Annotated in this window: 17 protein-coding genes; 16 read left to right on the forward strand and 1 reads right to left on the reverse strand. The window is 42.7% G+C overall.

The genetic code is table 11. From position 1 onward, the window contains the following. Window positions 1-60: 60 nt before the first annotated feature. From ASG24_RS12130 to miaA, 8 genes are all read left to right on the forward strand, one after another. On the forward strand, window positions 61-1035 hold the full coding sequence (locus ASG24_RS12130) for a beta-ribofuranosylaminobenzene 5'-phosphate synthase family protein (protein WP_055871790.1): 975 nt from the start codon (window positions 61-63) through the stop codon (window positions 1033-1035). Between the two features lie 145 nt (window positions 1036-1180). After that, entirely contained in the window at window positions 1181-2074 is an 894-nt protein-coding gene (locus ASG24_RS12135; RefSeq protein ID WP_055871793.1) for an NAD(P)-dependent methylenetetrahydromethanopterin dehydrogenase, read from the forward strand. Window positions 2075-2097: 23 nt separating this feature from the next. Next, complete coding sequence (locus ASG24_RS12140; protein ID WP_235562416.1) at window positions 2098-3183, forward strand: ATP-grasp domain-containing protein; 1086 nt, start codon at window positions 2098-2100, stop codon at window positions 3181-3183. Then, the gene (gene mch, locus ASG24_RS12145; protein ID WP_055871796.1) at window positions 3149-4123 is read left to right on the forward strand and encodes a methenyltetrahydromethanopterin cyclohydrolase; all 975 of its coding nucleotides are present in this window, start codon (window positions 3149-3151) and stop codon (window positions 4121-4123) included. Before ASG24_RS12140 ends, mch begins: the two co-directional genes overlap by 35 nt. A 121-nt stretch (window positions 4124-4244) precedes the next feature. Further along, window positions 4245-5153 (forward strand): RimK family alpha-L-glutamate ligase, encoded by a 909-nt coding sequence (locus ASG24_RS12150; RefSeq protein ID WP_055871800.1) that lies wholly within the window; start codon window positions 4245-4247, stop codon window positions 5151-5153. Window positions 5154-5171: 18 nt separating this feature from the next. Then, window positions 5172-6005, forward strand: a complete 834-nt coding sequence (locus ASG24_RS12155) for a triphosphoribosyl-dephospho-CoA synthase (RefSeq protein WP_055871803.1) — start codon at window positions 5172-5174, stop codon at window positions 6003-6005. Between the two features lie 112 nt (window positions 6006-6117). Continuing rightward, window positions 6118-6492 (forward strand): 4a-hydroxytetrahydrobiopterin dehydratase, encoded by a 375-nt coding sequence (locus tag ASG24_RS12160; RefSeq protein WP_055871805.1) that lies wholly within the window; start codon window positions 6118-6120, stop codon window positions 6490-6492. Window positions 6493-6543: 51 nt separating this feature from the next. After that, window positions 6544-7500 carry a tRNA (adenosine(37)-N6)-dimethylallyltransferase MiaA gene (gene miaA, locus ASG24_RS12165; RefSeq protein ID WP_055871808.1) on the forward strand — a complete coding sequence of 319 codons (957 nt, stop codon included), beginning with the start codon at window positions 6544-6546 and terminating at the stop codon, window positions 7498-7500. Window positions 7501-7550: 50 nt separating this feature from the next. On the opposite strand, the gene ASG24_RS12170 is transcribed toward miaA, so the two are convergent. After that, window positions 7551-8957 carry an undecaprenyl-phosphate glucose phosphotransferase gene (locus ASG24_RS12170; RefSeq protein WP_082488091.1) on the reverse strand — a complete coding sequence of 469 codons (1407 nt, stop codon included), beginning with the start codon at window positions 8955-8957 and terminating at the stop codon, window positions 7551-7553. 279 nt (window positions 8958-9236) lie between these two features. On the opposite strand from ASG24_RS12170, the gene epsL reads away from it, so the two are divergent. From epsL to ASG24_RS12210, 8 genes are all read left to right on the forward strand, one after another. Further along, on the forward strand, window positions 9237-10439 hold the full coding sequence (epsL, locus tag ASG24_RS12175) for an XrtB/PEP-CTERM-associated polysaccharide biosynthesis outer membrane protein EpsL (RefSeq protein ID WP_229007276.1): 1203 nt from the start codon (window positions 9237-9239) through the stop codon (window positions 10437-10439). Window positions 10440-10734: 295 nt separating this feature from the next. Beyond that, complete coding sequence (locus ASG24_RS12180; RefSeq protein ID WP_055871814.1) at window positions 10735-11763, forward strand: SLBB domain-containing protein; 1029 nt, start codon at window positions 10735-10737, stop codon at window positions 11761-11763. Between the two features lie 16 nt (window positions 11764-11779). Beyond that, on the forward strand, window positions 11780-13132 hold the full coding sequence (gene epsF, locus ASG24_RS12185) for a chain length determinant protein EpsF (protein WP_055871816.1): 1353 nt from the start codon (window positions 11780-11782) through the stop codon (window positions 13130-13132). A 38-nt stretch (window positions 13133-13170) separates the two neighbouring features. Beyond that, window positions 13171-14037: a chain length determinant protein tyrosine kinase EpsG gene (gene epsG, locus ASG24_RS12190; RefSeq protein ID WP_055871819.1), complete on the forward strand. Its 867-nt coding sequence runs from the start codon at window positions 13171-13173 to the stop codon at window positions 14035-14037. Between the two features lies 1 nt (window position 14038). After that, window positions 14039-14938, forward strand: coding sequence for an exosortase B (gene xrtB / locus ASG24_RS12195; protein WP_055871822.1), 900 nt, complete (start codon window positions 14039-14041; stop codon window positions 14936-14938). A 13-nt stretch (window positions 14939-14951) separates the two neighbouring features. Next, window positions 14952-15680 (forward strand): exosortase C-terminal domain/associated protein EpsI, encoded by a 729-nt coding sequence (locus tag ASG24_RS12200; RefSeq protein ID WP_055871825.1) that lies wholly within the window; start codon window positions 14952-14954, stop codon window positions 15678-15680. Between the two features lie 3 nt (window positions 15681-15683). Continuing rightward, window positions 15684-17102 (forward strand): lipopolysaccharide biosynthesis protein, encoded by a 1419-nt coding sequence (locus ASG24_RS12205; protein WP_055871828.1) that lies wholly within the window; start codon window positions 15684-15686, stop codon window positions 17100-17102. Then, window positions 17099-18415, forward strand: coding sequence for a hypothetical protein (locus ASG24_RS12210; RefSeq protein ID WP_055871831.1), 1317 nt, complete (start codon window positions 17099-17101; stop codon window positions 18413-18415). Before ASG24_RS12205 ends, ASG24_RS12210 begins: the two co-directional genes overlap by 4 nt. Window positions 18416-18424: the final 9 nt, after the last annotated feature.

Here is an 18424-nt window from a genome sequence, read left to right on the forward strand (position 1 = left end):
ATGTCACGTCAGCTTCGCGCTGACAGCCCATATTTTTCAGCACCAGTATAATTTGCCGTTATGAATGCAGTAAACTCTTCAATACGCTCGGTCAGCGTGACTACCCATGGTCGGTTGCATCTCGGCTTTTTTGATTTAAGTGGAGAGAGCGAACGTCGTTTTGGTAGTGTAGGGGTGGCTATTGATGCTTACCAAACCGCACTGACTATTTCAACGCAAGCTCAGCAAGATGAAGTAGATCCCTGGGCATTCAATATTCTGCAACAGCATTTAAAATCTATCGCTGCTAATAAGCCAGCTCAACCACTTGATTTAAACATTCGTCAGGCCGTTCCCCGGCATAGTGGCTTGGGGTCAGGTACTCAAATGGCGCTTGCAATTGGTGCAGGGGTAAATACACTACTGGGCAAGCCGTTGAACACCGCCCTTATTGCATCTGCCCATCAACGAGGTGCTCGCTCGGGGATCGGTATCGCTACTTTTGATCATGGTGGCTTAGTGGTCGATGGAGGCCGCGGCCCTGAAACTATCGTACCGCCATTACTGGCACGTCATGCATTCCCCGCAGAATGGCATTTTTTGTTAATTGTCGATCAAAGTCGTGATGGGCTGCATGGCAATGGTGAAAAAACCGCTTTCAAACGGTTACTGCCCCAAACAGTCGCAGCTTCAAAAGATATTCAGCATCAATTATTGATGCAAGGATTGCCCGCATTGGTTGAACGGGATTTCCAGGCTTTTAGTGCATTTGTCGGGGAACTGCAAAATTATAACGCAGATTATTTTGCGCCTGCACAAGGCGGTGCTTATGCGAGCCAGTCAGTGGCACACATTTTAAACAGCTTTAAACAGCAAGGTTTTCACGGAGTAGGTCAAACGTCATGGGGCCCTACCGGTTTTGTGCTACTGCCTTCGAAAGCTGATGCTCTACGAATGCAGGCAGATTTGGCACAGCGCCATGCCACAAACCAACATTTATCATTTATTGTGACTGCTGCCATCAATAATGCAGCGCGAATTGAAACAAATATATAGAATAAAGCTAAACTGATTATTAACCTTAAATAACATATTCGGGAAAAGTGTCTATTTTTAAGGTCTGCTTCTGATTTTGAACATGTATATCATTGTGTATATTGCTACGAATACTATTTAGTAAACGGATTCCACAGGGGGAATAATGAAAAAAACCAGTATTATGCATTTATTCACAGCCGCGAAAAATGCCAGTCCATTCGATGTGAATATGGCATTTGATGCAGGCTATGAAAAAATTATTTCCTATACAGACGTAACGCTGAATGAAGTGATTGCTTTAACTCAAGATGCGATTTTTTCACGCAGCCCTAGCGGCCTTAAACAACAGGCTTTATTTTTTGGTGGCCGTGATATCCAGGTTGCGCTTGAAATGCAGAAACAGGCGCGCAGCGCCATGTTTAAACCTTTTGAGTGCCATACCTTTTCTGATCCTTCCGGCGCGTTTACAACAGCTGCTGCGATGCTGGCAAAAGTCGATTTTTACCTGCAAAAATCCGGCAGCGGTTTAGGCAAAGAGAAAATTGCTATTTTTGGTGCGAGCGGCACCGTGGGTTCTACCGCTGCGCTGATCGCCGCACGCCAGGGGTCTACAGTGTTGATGGTTGCGCATGCAGGTGTAGATAGCATGCAAGCCTATGTCGATAAATTATCCAGCAGTTACGATGTGAATCTAAAAGTGGTGGATGGTAGCTCTGAAGAGGCCAAAATTGCGATCCTGAATGAGGCAACAGTGGCTTTATGTGCCACGCCAGCAGGTATTCGTGTACTGGAAACCCGCCAGTTAGCCAATTCTAAATCATTGAAAGTGGTCGCGGATGTGAATGCGGTACCACCGTCAGGCATTGAAGGCGTTGATACGTTCTCTAATGGTGGCCTGATTGAAGGTACACAAGTAGCCGGGTTTGGCGCACTGGCCATTGGCCAACTGAAATATGTGACGCAGAACAAATTGCTTGAGCAAATGCTGCAAAGCGAATCACCAATGCATATTGATTACCACCAGGCATATGAGTACGCCTGCGCCCACGTGGAGTAATTACATCTTTGCGGTTGGCGATTGTGTCGCAAAGCGCACGCATTTATGCGGAAATGGCGAAGCGCGAAGGATTTGAAGTATTAGCAATTGATGCTTTTGCAGATATTGATACGTTAGCAGCCGCAGAGAAAGTTTGGCGATTACCTGCATTGTGTAAGCAACTAAATGCTGCAGATGCAAAAGCTTTAATAAATAAACTGGATGCATGGCAACCGGATTTTGTGCTGGTAGGCTCTGGTTTTGAGGCAAATGCTGAGTATTATGCAAGCCTGTACAAACGTTATGCATTACCTGGCAATGCGCCGGAAGTGATTGAACAGGTAAAAAATCCATTTTGGTTAAAGGCGCATTGTGTTCGCCATCGTGTCGTAACGCCAGAGGTAGTGTCACAAGCTCCCCAAAATGGACGCTGGTTATACAAGATTGCCGGGCAGAGCGGTGGAGCGCATGTACGTGATTGGAATAAAGCTTCGGCGCTAAATGCGGCGAATGGTTATTGGCAAGCATTTCAGTCTGGCCTGCCGGTAGGGGCGTTGTTTGTGGTAAGCAAGAATTCAATCACGTTGATTGGCGTGCATGCCCTGAAGCAACGGCCTGGAATGTATACATATGCAGGGGCTTCGCGTTTACATGATGAGAAATTAACGCAAGCCATGCAAGAATTGTTAGATTTGGTCGTACCAGATTCCGGCCTGGTTGGTATTAATAGCCTGGATGCAATCTGGCAAGATGGCCGTTTGCATGTATTGGAAATCAACCCCAGGTTAAGCGCTAGTATGCGTTTGTATGCAGAGTTGCCTTTGATACAGACTCAACTCTCCAGTTGCCAAGGGATGGAGATCCTTGAATTAAATGTATATAAAACTCATGCCAGTCATTGCATCGCGTATGCAAAACAAACGTTAGAAATAAATCAGGCGGAGCTCCCAACCTGGTTGGAAGACCGGCCTGAAAATCGCACAATCGAGAGAGGCGAACCTATATGCAGCCTGTATGCAGAAGGGCCTTCAAAAGATGCGGTGCAACAGATTTTGCAAGATAAAAAAACACAATTAGAGAAACTATGGGGCATTTATGTCTGTGAACACATCGAATTCAACATCCATTAGCGTGCAGCAATACAGTGCGCCACTGGTCGCACACCTGATCGCAAATGCACCGGCACTTGGCTGCCTGGTTACTACACATGAGACTGGCGCGACTATTATTGATGCCGGCATCCAAACTCCTGGTGGTTTAGAAGCCGGGCGCATCATTGCTGAAATATGCATGGGCGGTTTGGGTAGCGTGACACTGCAGCAAGTCCCGCAATTCGCTAATTGGCCATTGAGCGTGGTAGTCACAGCAAAGCAGCCTGTGATTGCCTGTTTAGGTAGTCAATACGCCGGCTGGGCATTGTCACATGAAAAGTTTTTCTCTCTTGGTAGTGGCCCGGCACGCGCCATCGCACAGCGTGAAGAAGTTTTCAAAGATATTAATTACAGCGATAAAGGCGATCAGTCGGTATTGGTACTGGAAACCGATAAAGTGCCGCCAGTGGAAGTGATTGAGAAAGTCGCCAGGGATACTGGTCTGCCAGCTAATAAACTGACTTTTATCCTGACCCCTACCCGCAGTATTGCCGGTTCGCTACAAGTGACTGCACGCGTACTGGAAGTCGCACTGCACAAATGCCACACCCTGCATTTTGATCTCAGCGCCATTGTTGATGGCTATGGCGTGGCACCAGTGCCAGCGCCTTCACCGGACTTTATAACCGGTATGGGCCGCACCAATGATGCAATTTTATTCGGTGGTTTCGTGCAATTGTTTGTGAATGTTGAAGATGCTGCTGCTGAACAGCTGGCGCAACAATTACCTTCTTCCGCTTCTAAAGATTATGGACGTCCATTTGCTGAGGTATTTAAAGCAGTGAATATGGATTTCTACCAGATTGACCCTATGCTGTTTTCACCGGCCAAAGTCAGCGTCACTAACCTGAATTCTGGTAAAACTTTCTTTGCCGGTCAATTCAATGAGGCATTGCTAAACCAATCTTTTGGTGGATAGATATTCATCTAAACTTGGGTAAGTATCCAAGACATATTGCATCGAAGCTTACGTATATTTTGTACGAAGCTTTCAATAATGTCTTATCCCAGCATTCAGTCCCGTCCATCTTTCAGATTGCATGAAAATCGTTCCTATCTTCACCGATGAAGTCGCCCAGGCGGGCGGCTGGCATGGGCAGGCCCTGGCGCAAGCGTTTGCCCGTCAGGGCTGGCACGCGCATATGGTCTGCCTGGATAGCTGCCATGTCAGTATCGTTGACCAGCAAGTACAAGTGCATATTCCAGGTTTATCGCAACCTTCACCTATTGCATTTGTACGTGGCGTTGCCGCCGGATCTACCCAGCAAATCATCACCCGCATGAATATTTTGCATACCCTGCAACGTCAGGGCATGGCTATTTATAACCAAGCCCGCGCCATTGAAATCACTGTCGACAAAGGCCTGACTACCCAGTTATTAGCCGAGCATGGTATCGCGACACCGAATACCTGGGTATGCGAGTATAGACAGGTTGCACACCCCCTGATGCAAGAAGCGCTGGATAACGGCAAAACATTAGTGATCAAACCCTTGTTTGGCTCTCAAGGCAAAGGTGTGCGTCTAATTGAGCATCCGCAGCAATTTGCCTTGCCGCAGGATATGTTTGTCGATGGCATTTATTATCTGCAAGAGAAAATTGATTGCGGCACCAATCAGCATGATTATCGAGTCTTCGTCGTCAATGGTGAGCCTGTGGCTGTGATGCGCCGGCAGGGAGATGGCTGGCTACACAATGTTGCGCGTGGCGCACGATGCACGGCCAGTGAGGAAGACGATGTGACCGAAATAGGGGTGCAGGCAGCCGCTGCCATTGGCATCAATTATGCCGGGGTGGATATCATGCGCGACAAGCACGGTAAACTGTGGGTGATAGAAGTGAACAGTATTCCAGCCTGGCGAGGTTTGCAAACTATTACTGATTTGAATATTGCAGATATTCTGGTGGCAGATTTATTACGCTTTTCAGGCGAAAGCAATGTTGATTAATTTAGATCACTATTGCCTATGAACGTACAAAGCGCATATTTAAAAGCTTGCCTGGCGGAACTGGAAGCACTCAAACCCGGTAATGTGCACATCTTTGCTGATGGTCACGGCATGCAGGTCCAACACTTTATCGATAGCGCCGAAGTCTCGGCACCTGTTCTGTGTGATGATGCACAGTATGGTGATCGCACGTTAGGTCAACGTATCCTGGCTGCATTAGAAGTCACTTATAACAAAGTAGCCTGTAATACCAATCTGGGTATTATTTTACTGGCAGCACCTATAGTGCAGGCTGTCTTACGTTATCCACATTTGCCTCTGCTGGATGGTCTAAAGCAAGTATTGAATGAAACGACCGTGGAAGACGCAGCGCTAGTCTATCAGGGCATCAGGCTTGTAAGTCCCGCAGGAATGGGCGAGCGCAACGAACATGATGTATCACAGCCACCCCAGGTTACCTTGCTTGAGGCAATGCGTCTTGCAAGTGCGCACGATGTGGTGGCGCGCCAGTATAGCGAATGCTATGCACAACTATTTTCTCAAGCGCTGACACTTTATAAAAACTATATTGATCGTTGGCAGCGTCCGGCCTGGGCACTGACCGCAGTATATCTACACTGGCTATCCTCTGTGCCAGACAGCCACATCGCACGCAAGTATGGTGAGGAACGGGCATTACAAGTACAGCAAACCGCGTTGGAACATGCCACAGCATTCATGGCACTTGAAAATCCTAAAAACTATATGACAGCACTACTCAACTGGGATCAATTGCTCAAGCAAGCGCGACTTAACCCTGGCACTAGTGCGGACCTCACCGTAATCACCGCCATGCTGGCAATGCTGATTTAATTTAGGACGATCTCGATTCTCGCCAGTCAAGGGATGCTAGATGCATGTAAATCGCCTTTATTGCTAAGGTATACTGTCTGTAAAATTAAAAATTATTCACGAGGAGAACGCCATGACTGAACAGGTTCTAACCGAGCAGGAAATCCAACAACACTTTGCTGAATCTTTGCCTCACTGGTTTTATGAAGAAGGCTGGATCCGCCGCAAATATAAAACAAATAGCTGGAAAGGCACACTGATGGTGGTGAACACCGTCGGGCATTTGGCTGAAGCTGCCTGGCACCATCCTGATTTAACTGTTTCCTACGCCTTTGTGATTGTGAAGCTCTGCACCCACAGCGCCAAAGGTATCACCATGAAAGACATTGAACTGGCACGCAAAATTGAAGATGTTGTTCAATGGCAGCCGAATGCCAAAGGTGATTCTGCCTTGGAAGGTACCCCACAAGATGACCTGCGTTTCAGTTATGTAAAGTATGATAAATAAACTGCTCAACTAAGCAGTTGCTACACCTTATTGATTATCGCTTGATACTGTATGTCCTTACCAGTTAACACCAGTCTGCCCCCCGCGATTTTCCTGATGGGGCCGACTGCCAGCGGCAAGACTGCCGCCACGATAGCCTTATACCAACAATTGCCGGTAGATATTATCAGTGTAGATTCGGCTCTGGTATATCGCGGTATGGATATCGGCACCGCCAAACCTGATGCCGAAACGCTACGCCAAGCCCCGCATCATCTGATTGATTTAATCACACCGCTGGAACAGTACTCAGCGGCGCAGTTTGCCAAAGATGCACTCTCACTGATGAATGCAGCGAAGGAAAAAGGGCGGGTGCCTTTGCTAGTCGGTGGCACCATGTTGTACTTTAATGCCTTGCAGCATGGGCTTAGCCAGCTTCCCGAGGCTGACCAAAATGTGCGTGACGAAATCGAAGCCGAGGCGGCGAAGGCGGGTTGGTCAGCCATGCATGCGCAGCTGGCAATCATTGATCCACAAGTAGCTGCAAAAATACAACCCACAGACTCGCAACGTATTGAGCGCGCGTTAGAAGTTTATCGCATAAGCGGTCAGTCGATGAGCACCTTGCGCGCACAATCCAGCAAACATGAACTTTCCTTTAATATCCTGAAAATTGCCCTGATGCCGAGTGAGCGCGCCGTATTGCATCAGCGCATCGCGGATCGTTTTAAATTGATGCTTGAACAAGGTTTTGTCGAGGAAGTGCAAAACTTGCTTGCCGAATATCCACAGCTTAACGCAGAAAGTCCAAGTATGCGTTGTGTGGGCTATCGACAAGTATTGGCCTATTTGAATGGTGAAATTGATCTTAAAACACTAGGAGACCAGGGCGTTTTCGCCACGCGGCAACTTGCCAAGCGCCAACTGACCTGGTTACGCGGAATGACCGATAACCATGTGGTTGATTGCTTACATCCAGACTGGATCAATATTGCTTTTAAATCCATAAAACAGCATATCCAAAAATAAAAAAAGCCGGAATTATCCGGCTTTTTTGATCTAAAAACTTAAGTAACGATTTAATACGCGCTGTCCTGACCCACTACGGTTAACCAAACTGTTTTTGCTACAATTAACATATCCAGTCTCGGGCTCCAGTTACGCAAATATTCCAGGTCATAATGCACACGCTGCTCCATTTTCTCAAGCGTATCAGTTTCACCACGGAACCCGTTCACTTGTGCCCAACCGGTGATGCCTGGCTTAACCTTATGGCGTACCATATAGCCTTTGATTAACTTTCGATACTCTTCGTTATGCGCCACCGCATGTGGGCGTGGGCCGACGACACTCATACGTCCTTGCAATACATTAATAAATTGCGGTAATTCATCTAATGAAGTTTTACGCAGAAATGCGCCCAGTGGCGTAATCCGCTGATCATTCTTTGTCGCCTGTGTCACCTTGCCGCCATCTTCAGTCACCGTCATAGAACGGAATTTGTAGACCAATATCTCTTGCCCATCTAAACCATAACGACGTTGCTTGAAAATGATCGCGCCAGGAGAGGTAAGTTTTATTCCAATAGCAATAATCAATAAAATCGGTGAAATCAGAATTAAAACAAAAAGTGAAAACAACACGTCAGCGGTGCGTTTAGTGAACCCATCCATACCTGTGAACGGAGTATCGCATACAGACACAACTGGAATACCATTTACCTCAGATACGCGCCCCTGGATCAAATCCGTGACAAAAATATCCGGCACAAAATAGATTGAAGTTGTGGTGTCTTTTAAATCGTCCAGCATTTTTAAAATACGTGGGTGACTGGACATTGGCAAAGCGATATACAACTTATGTACTGTATGCAGCCTTAGATAAGTGCTGAGTTCATTTAAACTTCCAAGCACAGGATAATCAGACTGTTCTTCCAATCGGGCTGGCGAGCGATCCTCAAAAAAACCAAGCACATTAATTCGTTGGTAATAATCTTCTTTAAGATTGTCAGCCAACAAAATACCTTGCTCGTTCAATCCAACTATTAAGGTATTTTGCGGCGGCCCTTGCCATTCGATTAATTTTGGGCTGGCCCATTTTAATAACTGTAAGGCTGTAATTTGTGCCAATGGCGTAATAACCAGCCACGCTAGAATCATTTGTCCACTATAGAGTGTGATGTATCGGGTGACGTAAGCAAAAATTAAAACAAAAAAGGCGATTAATAACCATTGTGCGATGACATCCCTGCACATGGAAAAAAAAGACTTTCGAATTTTGGCGCCGCTAGGAAAAGTAATCGAAAACAAAACAATCGATACGATAAATATCGACATCGGAATTTGGTTTTCTGTGTATATGAAAAGACCCCATAGCACAAAAACCATTACTAATGGCTCGACAATGGATTCTAAAAGGTAAAGCGGACTATTAGCGCTTGCGGAAAGCCCCGATAGCGTTCTGATAGGAGGTTTTTTAGTGGCCATAAATTTCTTTTATAATTCTCATGCAGAGTTTAACGCATCCGTTGTAGTTACAGCAATTGTTTGTTTAGGCAATCGCCACCTTGAGTAGGTGCAAGAATGGCGCAGACATGATAGGCTTATTAGTAATATCATTTTTAAACCAGCAAATATCAGTATTTAGATGATTTAAACTTTAAACTAATTTAGTTGGGAACTGTTCTTGTTTTGCAGCATGATTCAGTTTTTATATATAGTAGAATGCATACTAGTCTAAAAGGCCTTATCAATTCAGGGTGGCTCATGCCTTTAAAATATAACAATAGAGTAACAACATTGTTAGTACATCAAACAGTTTGGTGCTACTGCTTTTTTAATTTTGCATTTAATCCGGCGATAGCCGACGAATTTGATACGGTACAATTTAATGCTTCTGTTAACAAAGCCTGGGATAACAATCTTTTTCGTTTAAGTAATAACGAAATTTCTGATCAAATCACAACCTATTCAGCCGGCGTTCATATTGATAAACAGTATTCCTTGCAGAGATTTATGTTGAACGTCAATTATGTCGATAATAAATATCAACGCAATGATTTTTTAGACTTTGACACCATCAACTATGATGCAGAATGGCTATGGGCCCTTACTCCTTCATTAACTGGTAGCGTGTACTCCAGCAAAAGCAAAACTTTAAATGGTTTTAGTGATTTCCGGCTGTTGACTCAAAATATTAGAACGACTGAAATCAATAGATTCAGAGCGGAATACTCACCACATAAAGTTTGGGCTTTAATCGCTGGTTTAACTGAAACAGATAATGACAATAGTCAAACATTTAATGCTGTCGCACAATACAGTGCCACAGCATTTGATTATGGGGCCCGTTACAATTTCCCTTCAGGTAGCAACCTAACGCTCTTGGGGCATAAACGTGATGGTCAATTTCAACGCCCGATTAGTCAAGCTTCACTCTTTGATAATGGATTTACGGAAAATGAGTTTGAGCTGGACTTGGTTTTAAAGCCTACAGGTAAAAGTAGATTAAGTAGCAAGTTGGGCTATCTTTCCCGTGAATATGATAATTTCTCCGTCAGAGATTATGATTCATGGCTGGGTTATGTAAAGTATGATCTATTGCTGACTGGCAAGCTTAAAACAAACTTTGATTTATCCCGAGTTATTGGTCCATTTGAAACCAATTACAGTACTTATACTGTTTCTGATGCATTGCTGGTGGGGTTAAGCTATGACTATTCTGAAAAAGTGATTTTCAGTTTAAACACCCGGATTGCACAAAGAGATTTTCGACAAAGCGTTATTCCAGGGATAGATAAGCGAGTTGACGATGAAAAGAGTTTTTCAGGCTCAATTACCTGGCAGCCAATCAAGAATATCGGCTTTACACTTAACTCCATCAAGTCTTCAAGAAATGCTAGCTCAACATACAATAACTTTGATTACGATGATGTCACCACTAGCGTGATAGTTGACCTTAAAATTTAGGTAAATACTAAAGTCGCTTACTGCATAATCATGTTAGGTTAATGAAGTTAATGTATGCTTAAATGCCTGGGTACTTTCATGCATGTCGACATTGAATACAGAGCAGGGGAAAACAGGGGTTTGTTACTTAACGAATGTGTGTTTAAAGAAACTGTCAAAATTAAAGTGTTTAATGATTGCTCACTAATCTAAATATAGTACTTAAAGAAGTTTAATTGAATTTTTTTAAAGAACAGGCACCTAAAGTTCTTGCATTTTATGAGTTAGTTTTCATTGTGAAAAGAGTTAATTATTTATGACCAAATTTTTAAAATACATCGTAGCCGGATTTGTTTTAGTCTTCAGTACTTTCGCCCACGCAGACTACACACTCGGTGCCGGAGATTATGTAAGAGTCATTGTTTATGGCGATGCCGACCTTACCCGTGAGACCAGAGTGTCTGAAGATGGTGTTTTGACCATGCCACTTATTGGTGAGGTGAAAGTTGGCGGACTTACGACTATCGAAAGTGAAAAGCGCATTTCAGAGCAACTGAAACGTGGTGGATTTATTGCCAATCCGCAGGTTTCAGTGCTTATTCTTGAATTTATGAGTAAAAGTGTTTCTGTCTTAGGTGGCGTTTTAAAGCCAGGCCGATATCCAGTTGTGCGCCCAACAGATATAAAGGATATTCTTGCAGAAGCAGGTGGATTGACTTCGGAAGCATCGGAAATAATTACGGTAGTTCGTGGTGAAAAACGTAGCGAGTTCGATTTAAACGAAATTATTGAGCATCGTAATTTAAATGCTCATGATATCAGTCTAACTGGTGGCGAAACTGTTTATGTCAGTATCCGGGATGTAACTGTTGCAGGATTAGTGCTGCGCCCTGGGAAATACGGTATTCAGGGAGGCACTCGAAAAATTACAGACTTTATTGCATTGGCGGGTGGAGCGAATGAAATTGCAGGCGAAACTTTATTTTTTACCACATCACGTTCCGGTACACCAACAACGCAAGAATTAAACATTAATGATTTATTTAAAGCCCCTGCAAGCGAGTTGAATAAAGAGCTGACTCCAGGAGATGTGATTTATGTACCCCAAGCGCCTCAGTTTTACATCTATGGTGAAGTGCAACGCCCTGGCATGTATAAAATTGATAAAAATATGACTGTGATGCAAGCAATTGCGAAAGCAGGTGGCCTTACATTGCGCGGTACTCAGCGGTCAGTTAAATTGCATAGAAAAAATGCAGAAGGAAAGGTAGAGAAAAAATCACCAGATTTGACTGGCACATTGATGGATGAAGATGTGCTATATATTGAAGAAAGTTTGCTCTAATTAATCAGGTGTTAATATGAATTTTTACCAATTTACAAATATTCTAAAAGCACGGTTCAAGATTATCATCCTTGTAATGATAATCACCATGCTTACAGCGGTTATCATTAGCTTGCTGTTTCCCAAAAATTATTTTGCCGCCAGTAGAGTCATTCTTAACTATAAAGGCGTAGATCCAGTCACGGGCATGGCAATGCCAGCGCAACTTATGCCAGGGTACATGGCAACTCAGGCAGATATCATCCTTAGTAAAAGTGTTGCGCTTGATGTGGTTAAAAAGTTTAATTTAACTGAAATCCCATCAATTAAACAAGACTTCGCTAATGAAGAAAATGGTGAAGGGGCCGATATTAATCAGTGGATGGCTGACAGGCTCGCAAAAAAACTTGAGATCATTCCTTCAAAAGAAAGTAGTGTGATTACCATTGGTTACAAAGCAGTTGATCCCACTTTTGCGGCAACGATGGCTAATGCATTTGCGGAATCTTATATTGCCACAAGTCTGAAATTGAAGATTGACCCTGCGATCAAAGCTTCGCAATATCTTTCAGAGCAAACAAAAATGCTGCGTGATAACTTGCAGCAAGCGCAAGATAAACTCTCGAAATACCAGCAAGAACATGGCTTGACCAGTATTCAAGATGCGTTTGATGTTGAAAGTTCCAAGCTTAGAGATTTGTCTACGCAATATAGCCTAACTCAATCGCAATCTATCGATGCCAACTCCCGAAGAAGTGATGCATCCAGAAATACCAGCGAGTCTCCTGATGTGTCACAGAATCCTGTTGTACAGAATTTACGCATGAATCTGGCCACCGCAGAATCAAAACTGGCCGAGATGGAGCAGCGGTATAGTAAAAATCACCCCTTGTATCAGTCAGGTGAAGCCGAAGTAGCCAAATTAAAAAGTCAATTGAACTCAGAAATCAATCGCACCGTCGCCAGTATAGGTAACAACGCGACCATTAACTCGCAACGGCTTGGCGACCTTAAAGTCCAGTTGGAGAAGCAAAAGCAAAAAGTGCTTGAACTGAATAGTTACCGTTCAAATTTTGCTATTCTCGAAAAAGAAGTGCAAATTGCGCAGAATTCACTTGAATCTGTCAACAATCGTTTTAGCCAAACTGCTTTAGAGGGACAGTCTAACCAGGGTGATATCTCTGTGTTGGAAAGAGCCACACCACCATTAAATCCCAGCAATCCAAGTGTAATGTTGATTGCTCCATTCTCAGCAATTGTTGGTTTCTTCCTGGGCTGCTTGTTTGCATTGTTATTGGAGTTTATTGATCGCAGAGTTCGTGGTCTGGATGATCTTGCTTTAATAGGTGACATCCCTGTATATCAATACAGTATCAAGTCTTCAATTTAGCCATTTACTGAACAAAAAATTATTGCATGAGTGCCGTTATGAATATCATTGAATCTGAATCCAATACTCCCATGAAAACCGTTTCAGCCAGTATTGGGCATTTACTGCTTGATATGGGTAAAATTACTGATAAGGATGCAGAGCGGATCTTAAAATTCCAAAAAGAAAAATCCATGCGATTCGGTGAAGCAGCCATAGCGCTTGGTTTTGTCACGATGGAAGATATTAACCACGCATTGTCTTATCAATTTGAGTATCCTTACTTATCTCCTGATAAAACTTCTTTTAGTCATGACCTGATTGCCGCTTTTGACCCGTTCTCTAAGCAAGTAGAAACTTTACGCTCTTTACGTACGCAATTGATGTTGCGCTGGTTTGAACGAGGCTATAAAGCAATAGCCATTTCTTCTGCACGTGAAGCTGATGGCTCCAGCCAATTGGCAAGTAATCTGGCGATTGTATTTTCTCAACTGGGTGAGCGTACATTATTGATTGACGCTAATCTCAGGAATCCTACCCAGCATAAATTATTTAAACTTTCCAATAATCTAGGTCTTTCAGATATTCTGGCCGGTCGAGCATCTACAGATGTAGTAGTTAGAATTGCATCATTACTGAATTTAAGTATTTTAACTTCGGGTACTGTGCCACCCAATCCACAAGAGTTACTTAACAAAGAACCTTTTGACAAACTGATAGAACATTTTTCAAGCCAGTTTGATGTAATCATTATTGATACGTCCCCTATCTTAAGTTCATCAGATGCGCAAATCGTATCCAGAAAAGTAGGCGGGGTGTTGATTACTACACAGCTCAATAAAACAGTACTGAAGGATACCGAAGAGGCTGTAACAGCTTGCCGTAGTTTAGGTATTGAGGTTCAACTTGCTGTAAATGAATCTTAATATGTCTCCGCAAAACCCACTAAGACTATCATTAATCCCGCAAAACAAACTGTTGAGTTATGTAGTTATATTACTTTCAATTCTGTGTTTATTTGTACCCGTATTCTATGACTTGTCCACGACGGTTTGGAATCTTGATAGTCAATCCCATGGGCCGGTTGTCCTTGCTATTGCAATCTGGTTTTTCTATTTTAAAACCAAACAAATTTTCGCTACTCCGCAGCAATTAAATCCTGCGCCATATACTGGCTGGTTACTCATTGCAGCTGGCTTGTTAATTTATACGATTGGTTATTCGCAAAGCGTATATTTACTGTCGATTTTTTCGCTTGTATTTATATTGGCAGGTGTCATTTCTAATATATTTGGGACAAAGATTGCTATTAAATATTGGTTTGCACTTTTTTTCTTTATTTTTCTAATGCCGTGGCCAGCTTCAATCATAGATGCTGTCACACAACCTATGAAAATCGCAGTCTCCTATGCATCAGAATATTTGCTATATACACTCAATTACCCTGTGGCAAGGTCTGGCGTAATTATTCAAATAGGGCCATACAAACTTTTGGTTGCAGACGCCTGTGCGGGGTTAAACTCCCTGTTTACATTAGAAGCAATCGGCTTACTTTATATAAATGTAATCAACCATCAGGCATTCTGGCGTAATGTTTTATTGGCTGTATTAATCGTTCCTGTCTCTTTTACATCGAATGTTCTCCGTGTTTGTACACTTGCCCTCATTACATACTACATGGGCGATGAAGCAGGACAGGGATTTCTGCATAACTTTTCCGGAATGGTATTATTCCTGACAGCATTGATATTAATTATTTTGATTGATACAGTCATTCAAAAGATCGCTGAAAAATTTAAAATAAAATCATTACTTAGTTCAGAATAGTGACGTGTGTTTAATGAAAGACCTATTTAATAAGTTGCCTGATGTAAAAATTAAAACAGCTTTAATTTTATTTGTTACTAGCCTTATTTTTTTGGCAATTGCAACTTCTCTTAAGCCTCAGAAACATTATTCAAGTGGTTTTGATAATTTTGAGAACAGTATTCCCAAAGAGTTTGGTGACTGGAAAGAGGCTCCGCAACTGACACCACAAGTGAGCTTGGTTAGTGATAACAAAAGCTTACAAAATCAAATTTACGATGACGTCATTATGCGCACGTATGTAAACAAAGACGGCGCAAAAATAATGCTTGCGCTGGCTTATGTCAAAGAACAGCGTCAGGATGTTAAGGTTCATCAGCCGGAGATTTGTTACCCGGCACAAGGTTTCCAAATGCTGTCCTCGAAAGTCTCAGTATTCAATATGCCTGTTAGCTCAAGTCCTGTAGTTGGAAAACGGCAGGTCTACTCGGGTTCATCTCACCAAGAGGCCGTGAGCTACTGGATTAGGGTGGCTGATGAAACCCTTTTAACGGGCATCCAAATGCGTTTAAAAATTATTGAAGACGGTTTGTTTAAAGGACGCTTGGACGATGGTGTTTTGGTGCGGGTGTCTTCAATCACCAATAACGAAAGTGATGTAAGCAAGTTTTATCAGCTACATGATCAATTCCTTAGGGAATTGACTGCAACAGTAGAAGGAAAATTCCCTGGTTTACTAGTACCATCTGCCTCAAAGACATAATTTATGTCTGTCATGAGAAATACAAAATGGGTTGCAGTGTCTCAAGCTGCTAAGGTGCTTTCACAACTCGCAAATATATTTGTATTAGCGAGAATTTTGCCTCCCAGTGATTACGGTTTGATGGCTATAGCCGCAGTCGCTATTAATCTCGCTTTGCTGATCCGGGATATGGGGACCGCATCAAATATCATTCAACGTCCAACCCTGGACCATGGCATCATCAATGCAGTTTTTTGGTTAAACATTGCATTAGGAACTGTCATCTTTTTGATTGTCTTGTTGCTGGCACCAGTTATCGCTACCAGTTTTAACAATGACCAGCTAATTGGCGTATTAAGTTTAATCGCCTTGACCTTCCCAATGGCGAGCAGCTCTGCCATACATCAGGCCTTACTTGAGCGAGAGTCTAAATTTAAACTATTAGCTAAGATCGAGGCTTTTTCTGCGCTTTTAGCGATCACAGTCTCACTGGTTGCAGCTTGGTCAGGTTGGGGCGTATATAGTCTGGTCATACAGGTTCTGGTGCAAGCAATCAGTGTCACAGTCCTTTTGTGGATCAATGCACCATGGAAACCATCGTTAGATCCACAGTTATACAGACTAAAAGAGCTATTTCATTTTTCTGGAAACATGGCAGGATATCAACTTGTCAGTTTTGCTTTCAGAAATGCTGACGCTGTCATCATTGGTAAACTACTTAGCAGCTCTGCACTCGGCGTGTACTCGATGGCTTACAAGATCATGTTATTTCCGATACAGAATATTTCATGGATCACGACACGCGCAATTTTTCCGTTACTCAGCCGCTGTCAGCATGACTTGTTTGAAGTGAGGAAACTTTATCTTAGTGCACTTAAGGGGGTTTCTTTCTTTACTGCACCTCTCATGACTGTGCTTTATGTCACAAGGCATGATTTTATTTTAGTGAGTTTGGGTGATAAGTGGGGCATGATTACTGACCTCCTGATTTTTATGACACCCATAGGTTATTTGCAGGCCGTAAGTGGGACCACTGGCCCGGTTTTTATGGCCCTGGGCAAGACAGGTTTTCTATTTAAATTTGGCATCTTTGGCGCAGTGATTCATATTATTCTTTTTATTATTGGCGCGCAGTCAGGTATTTTAGAAGTGACCCAGTGCTATTTAATTGCATCGGTAGTGGTGACATTTTTGACATTTGTATTTGCTAACAAAGCCATGATGCTATCAACCCGGGATATGCTGGTTACTGCTTTACCGAGTGTTACTTTATCGTTATATGCTGGCTCCATCTGCCTGCTTTTTGATCAGATCTTTCCGATAGTGAATTCAGTCGCCCGTTTTTTTACGGATTGCTTGGTGTTTTCATTAAGCTACCTGGTTCTTATTTATATTTTAAGTCCAGAGCATTTACACTTTCTTAGAAGGCATAAGGTCAGATGACAACAAAAGCACTCTATTATGTATTTTCAGATATCTTTGTTCCTTTCTTTTTGAATCTCTCTGAAATTCATCGAAAGCTCTATCATTACGAGCCATACTTGGTTTCATTCACACCAAGAGAGCGACGTATCCTGCAAAAAAATGGATATGCCGTTTATCCAGCTGACTTATCTGAAATCGATGCACAAGAAAACACAAGCGCTTTAAACTTATCAGAGTCAGACATTGATGATTTATTTGCCTTTATGCACGCAAAGCATAAAGGGAGTAAAACGGAATGGATAAGACGAACTTCGACACTATTGGGTTTTCTGGAAAGCTTCATCCAAAAAAACCAAATAAACCTGATAGTGGTTTGGAATGGTCAGGATCACGTGGCACGTGCACTTACTGAAATTGCAAAAAAGCATCACATTCGGACTGTCTATATGGAAAATGGTTACTTTTCCAATACGCTACAGGCGGACACTCAGGGTGTGAATATGAGTGCTTCAAACCGCACATTTGCATTTAGTAAAATAAATGAATTATCACAGTTACCCGCAGCGCAAGTTCCATCTGAATTAATAGCACCTACGCTTGTTCAGGTAAACCAATTATCTTCATTGAATAATGTGTTTAACTTCTTAAAGAGGATTCTTGATTTTAAGTTCTATGCAAAGTTTCCAGAACTGCGTGGATCAAGCTGGTTCATGAAGCGGAAGCTAGATAAGGCAAGGCTGGCTATCCCATTAGACACTATTCTTTTACCAAACAACTATGCATTCCTGCCGCTTCAGGTGCATGATGATACTCAAATTTTAATAAATTCCCCTCACTTCAAGGATCCCAAACAATTTATTCGGCACTGCTACCAGCAAATTCGTGAGGCATTGGGGGCAGAATATCCGATCATTGTTAAAGAGCATCCAGAAGACTTTTTGAGGTATGACTATGATGACATCAGGGCAGAGTTTCCTGATATTATTTGGTTAAGAAAGTTTGACATTGAAAAGCTGCTTGATAACGCGACTTTCGTTGCTGTCATAAACTCTTCAGTGGGATTGCAAGCCATCGCCAGGGAAAAGCCGGTGATTGTGTATGGGGACTCTATTTACTCACGTGATCAGATTTGTAGCTTTATCACTGATTTGAGCCAGTCTAAAAATGTAATCCTGGATGCGAGTAAGCCAATAAGTGAAGAGCGCCGTCAAAATATAAAAACATATCTTAAATATATTAATAGCCACTTCTTTTTTAAAGGAAGCTGGAAAAACTTTAGTCCCGAAAGCATCTCAGAATGTGCTTATAGAATTCATAAATTAGTTAATTAAATTATTAAT

The sequence above is a fragment of the Methylophilus sp. Leaf414 genome (assembly GCF_001425425.1).
Taxonomy (GTDB): domain Bacteria; phylum Pseudomonadota; class Gammaproteobacteria; order Burkholderiales; family Methylophilaceae; genus Methylophilus.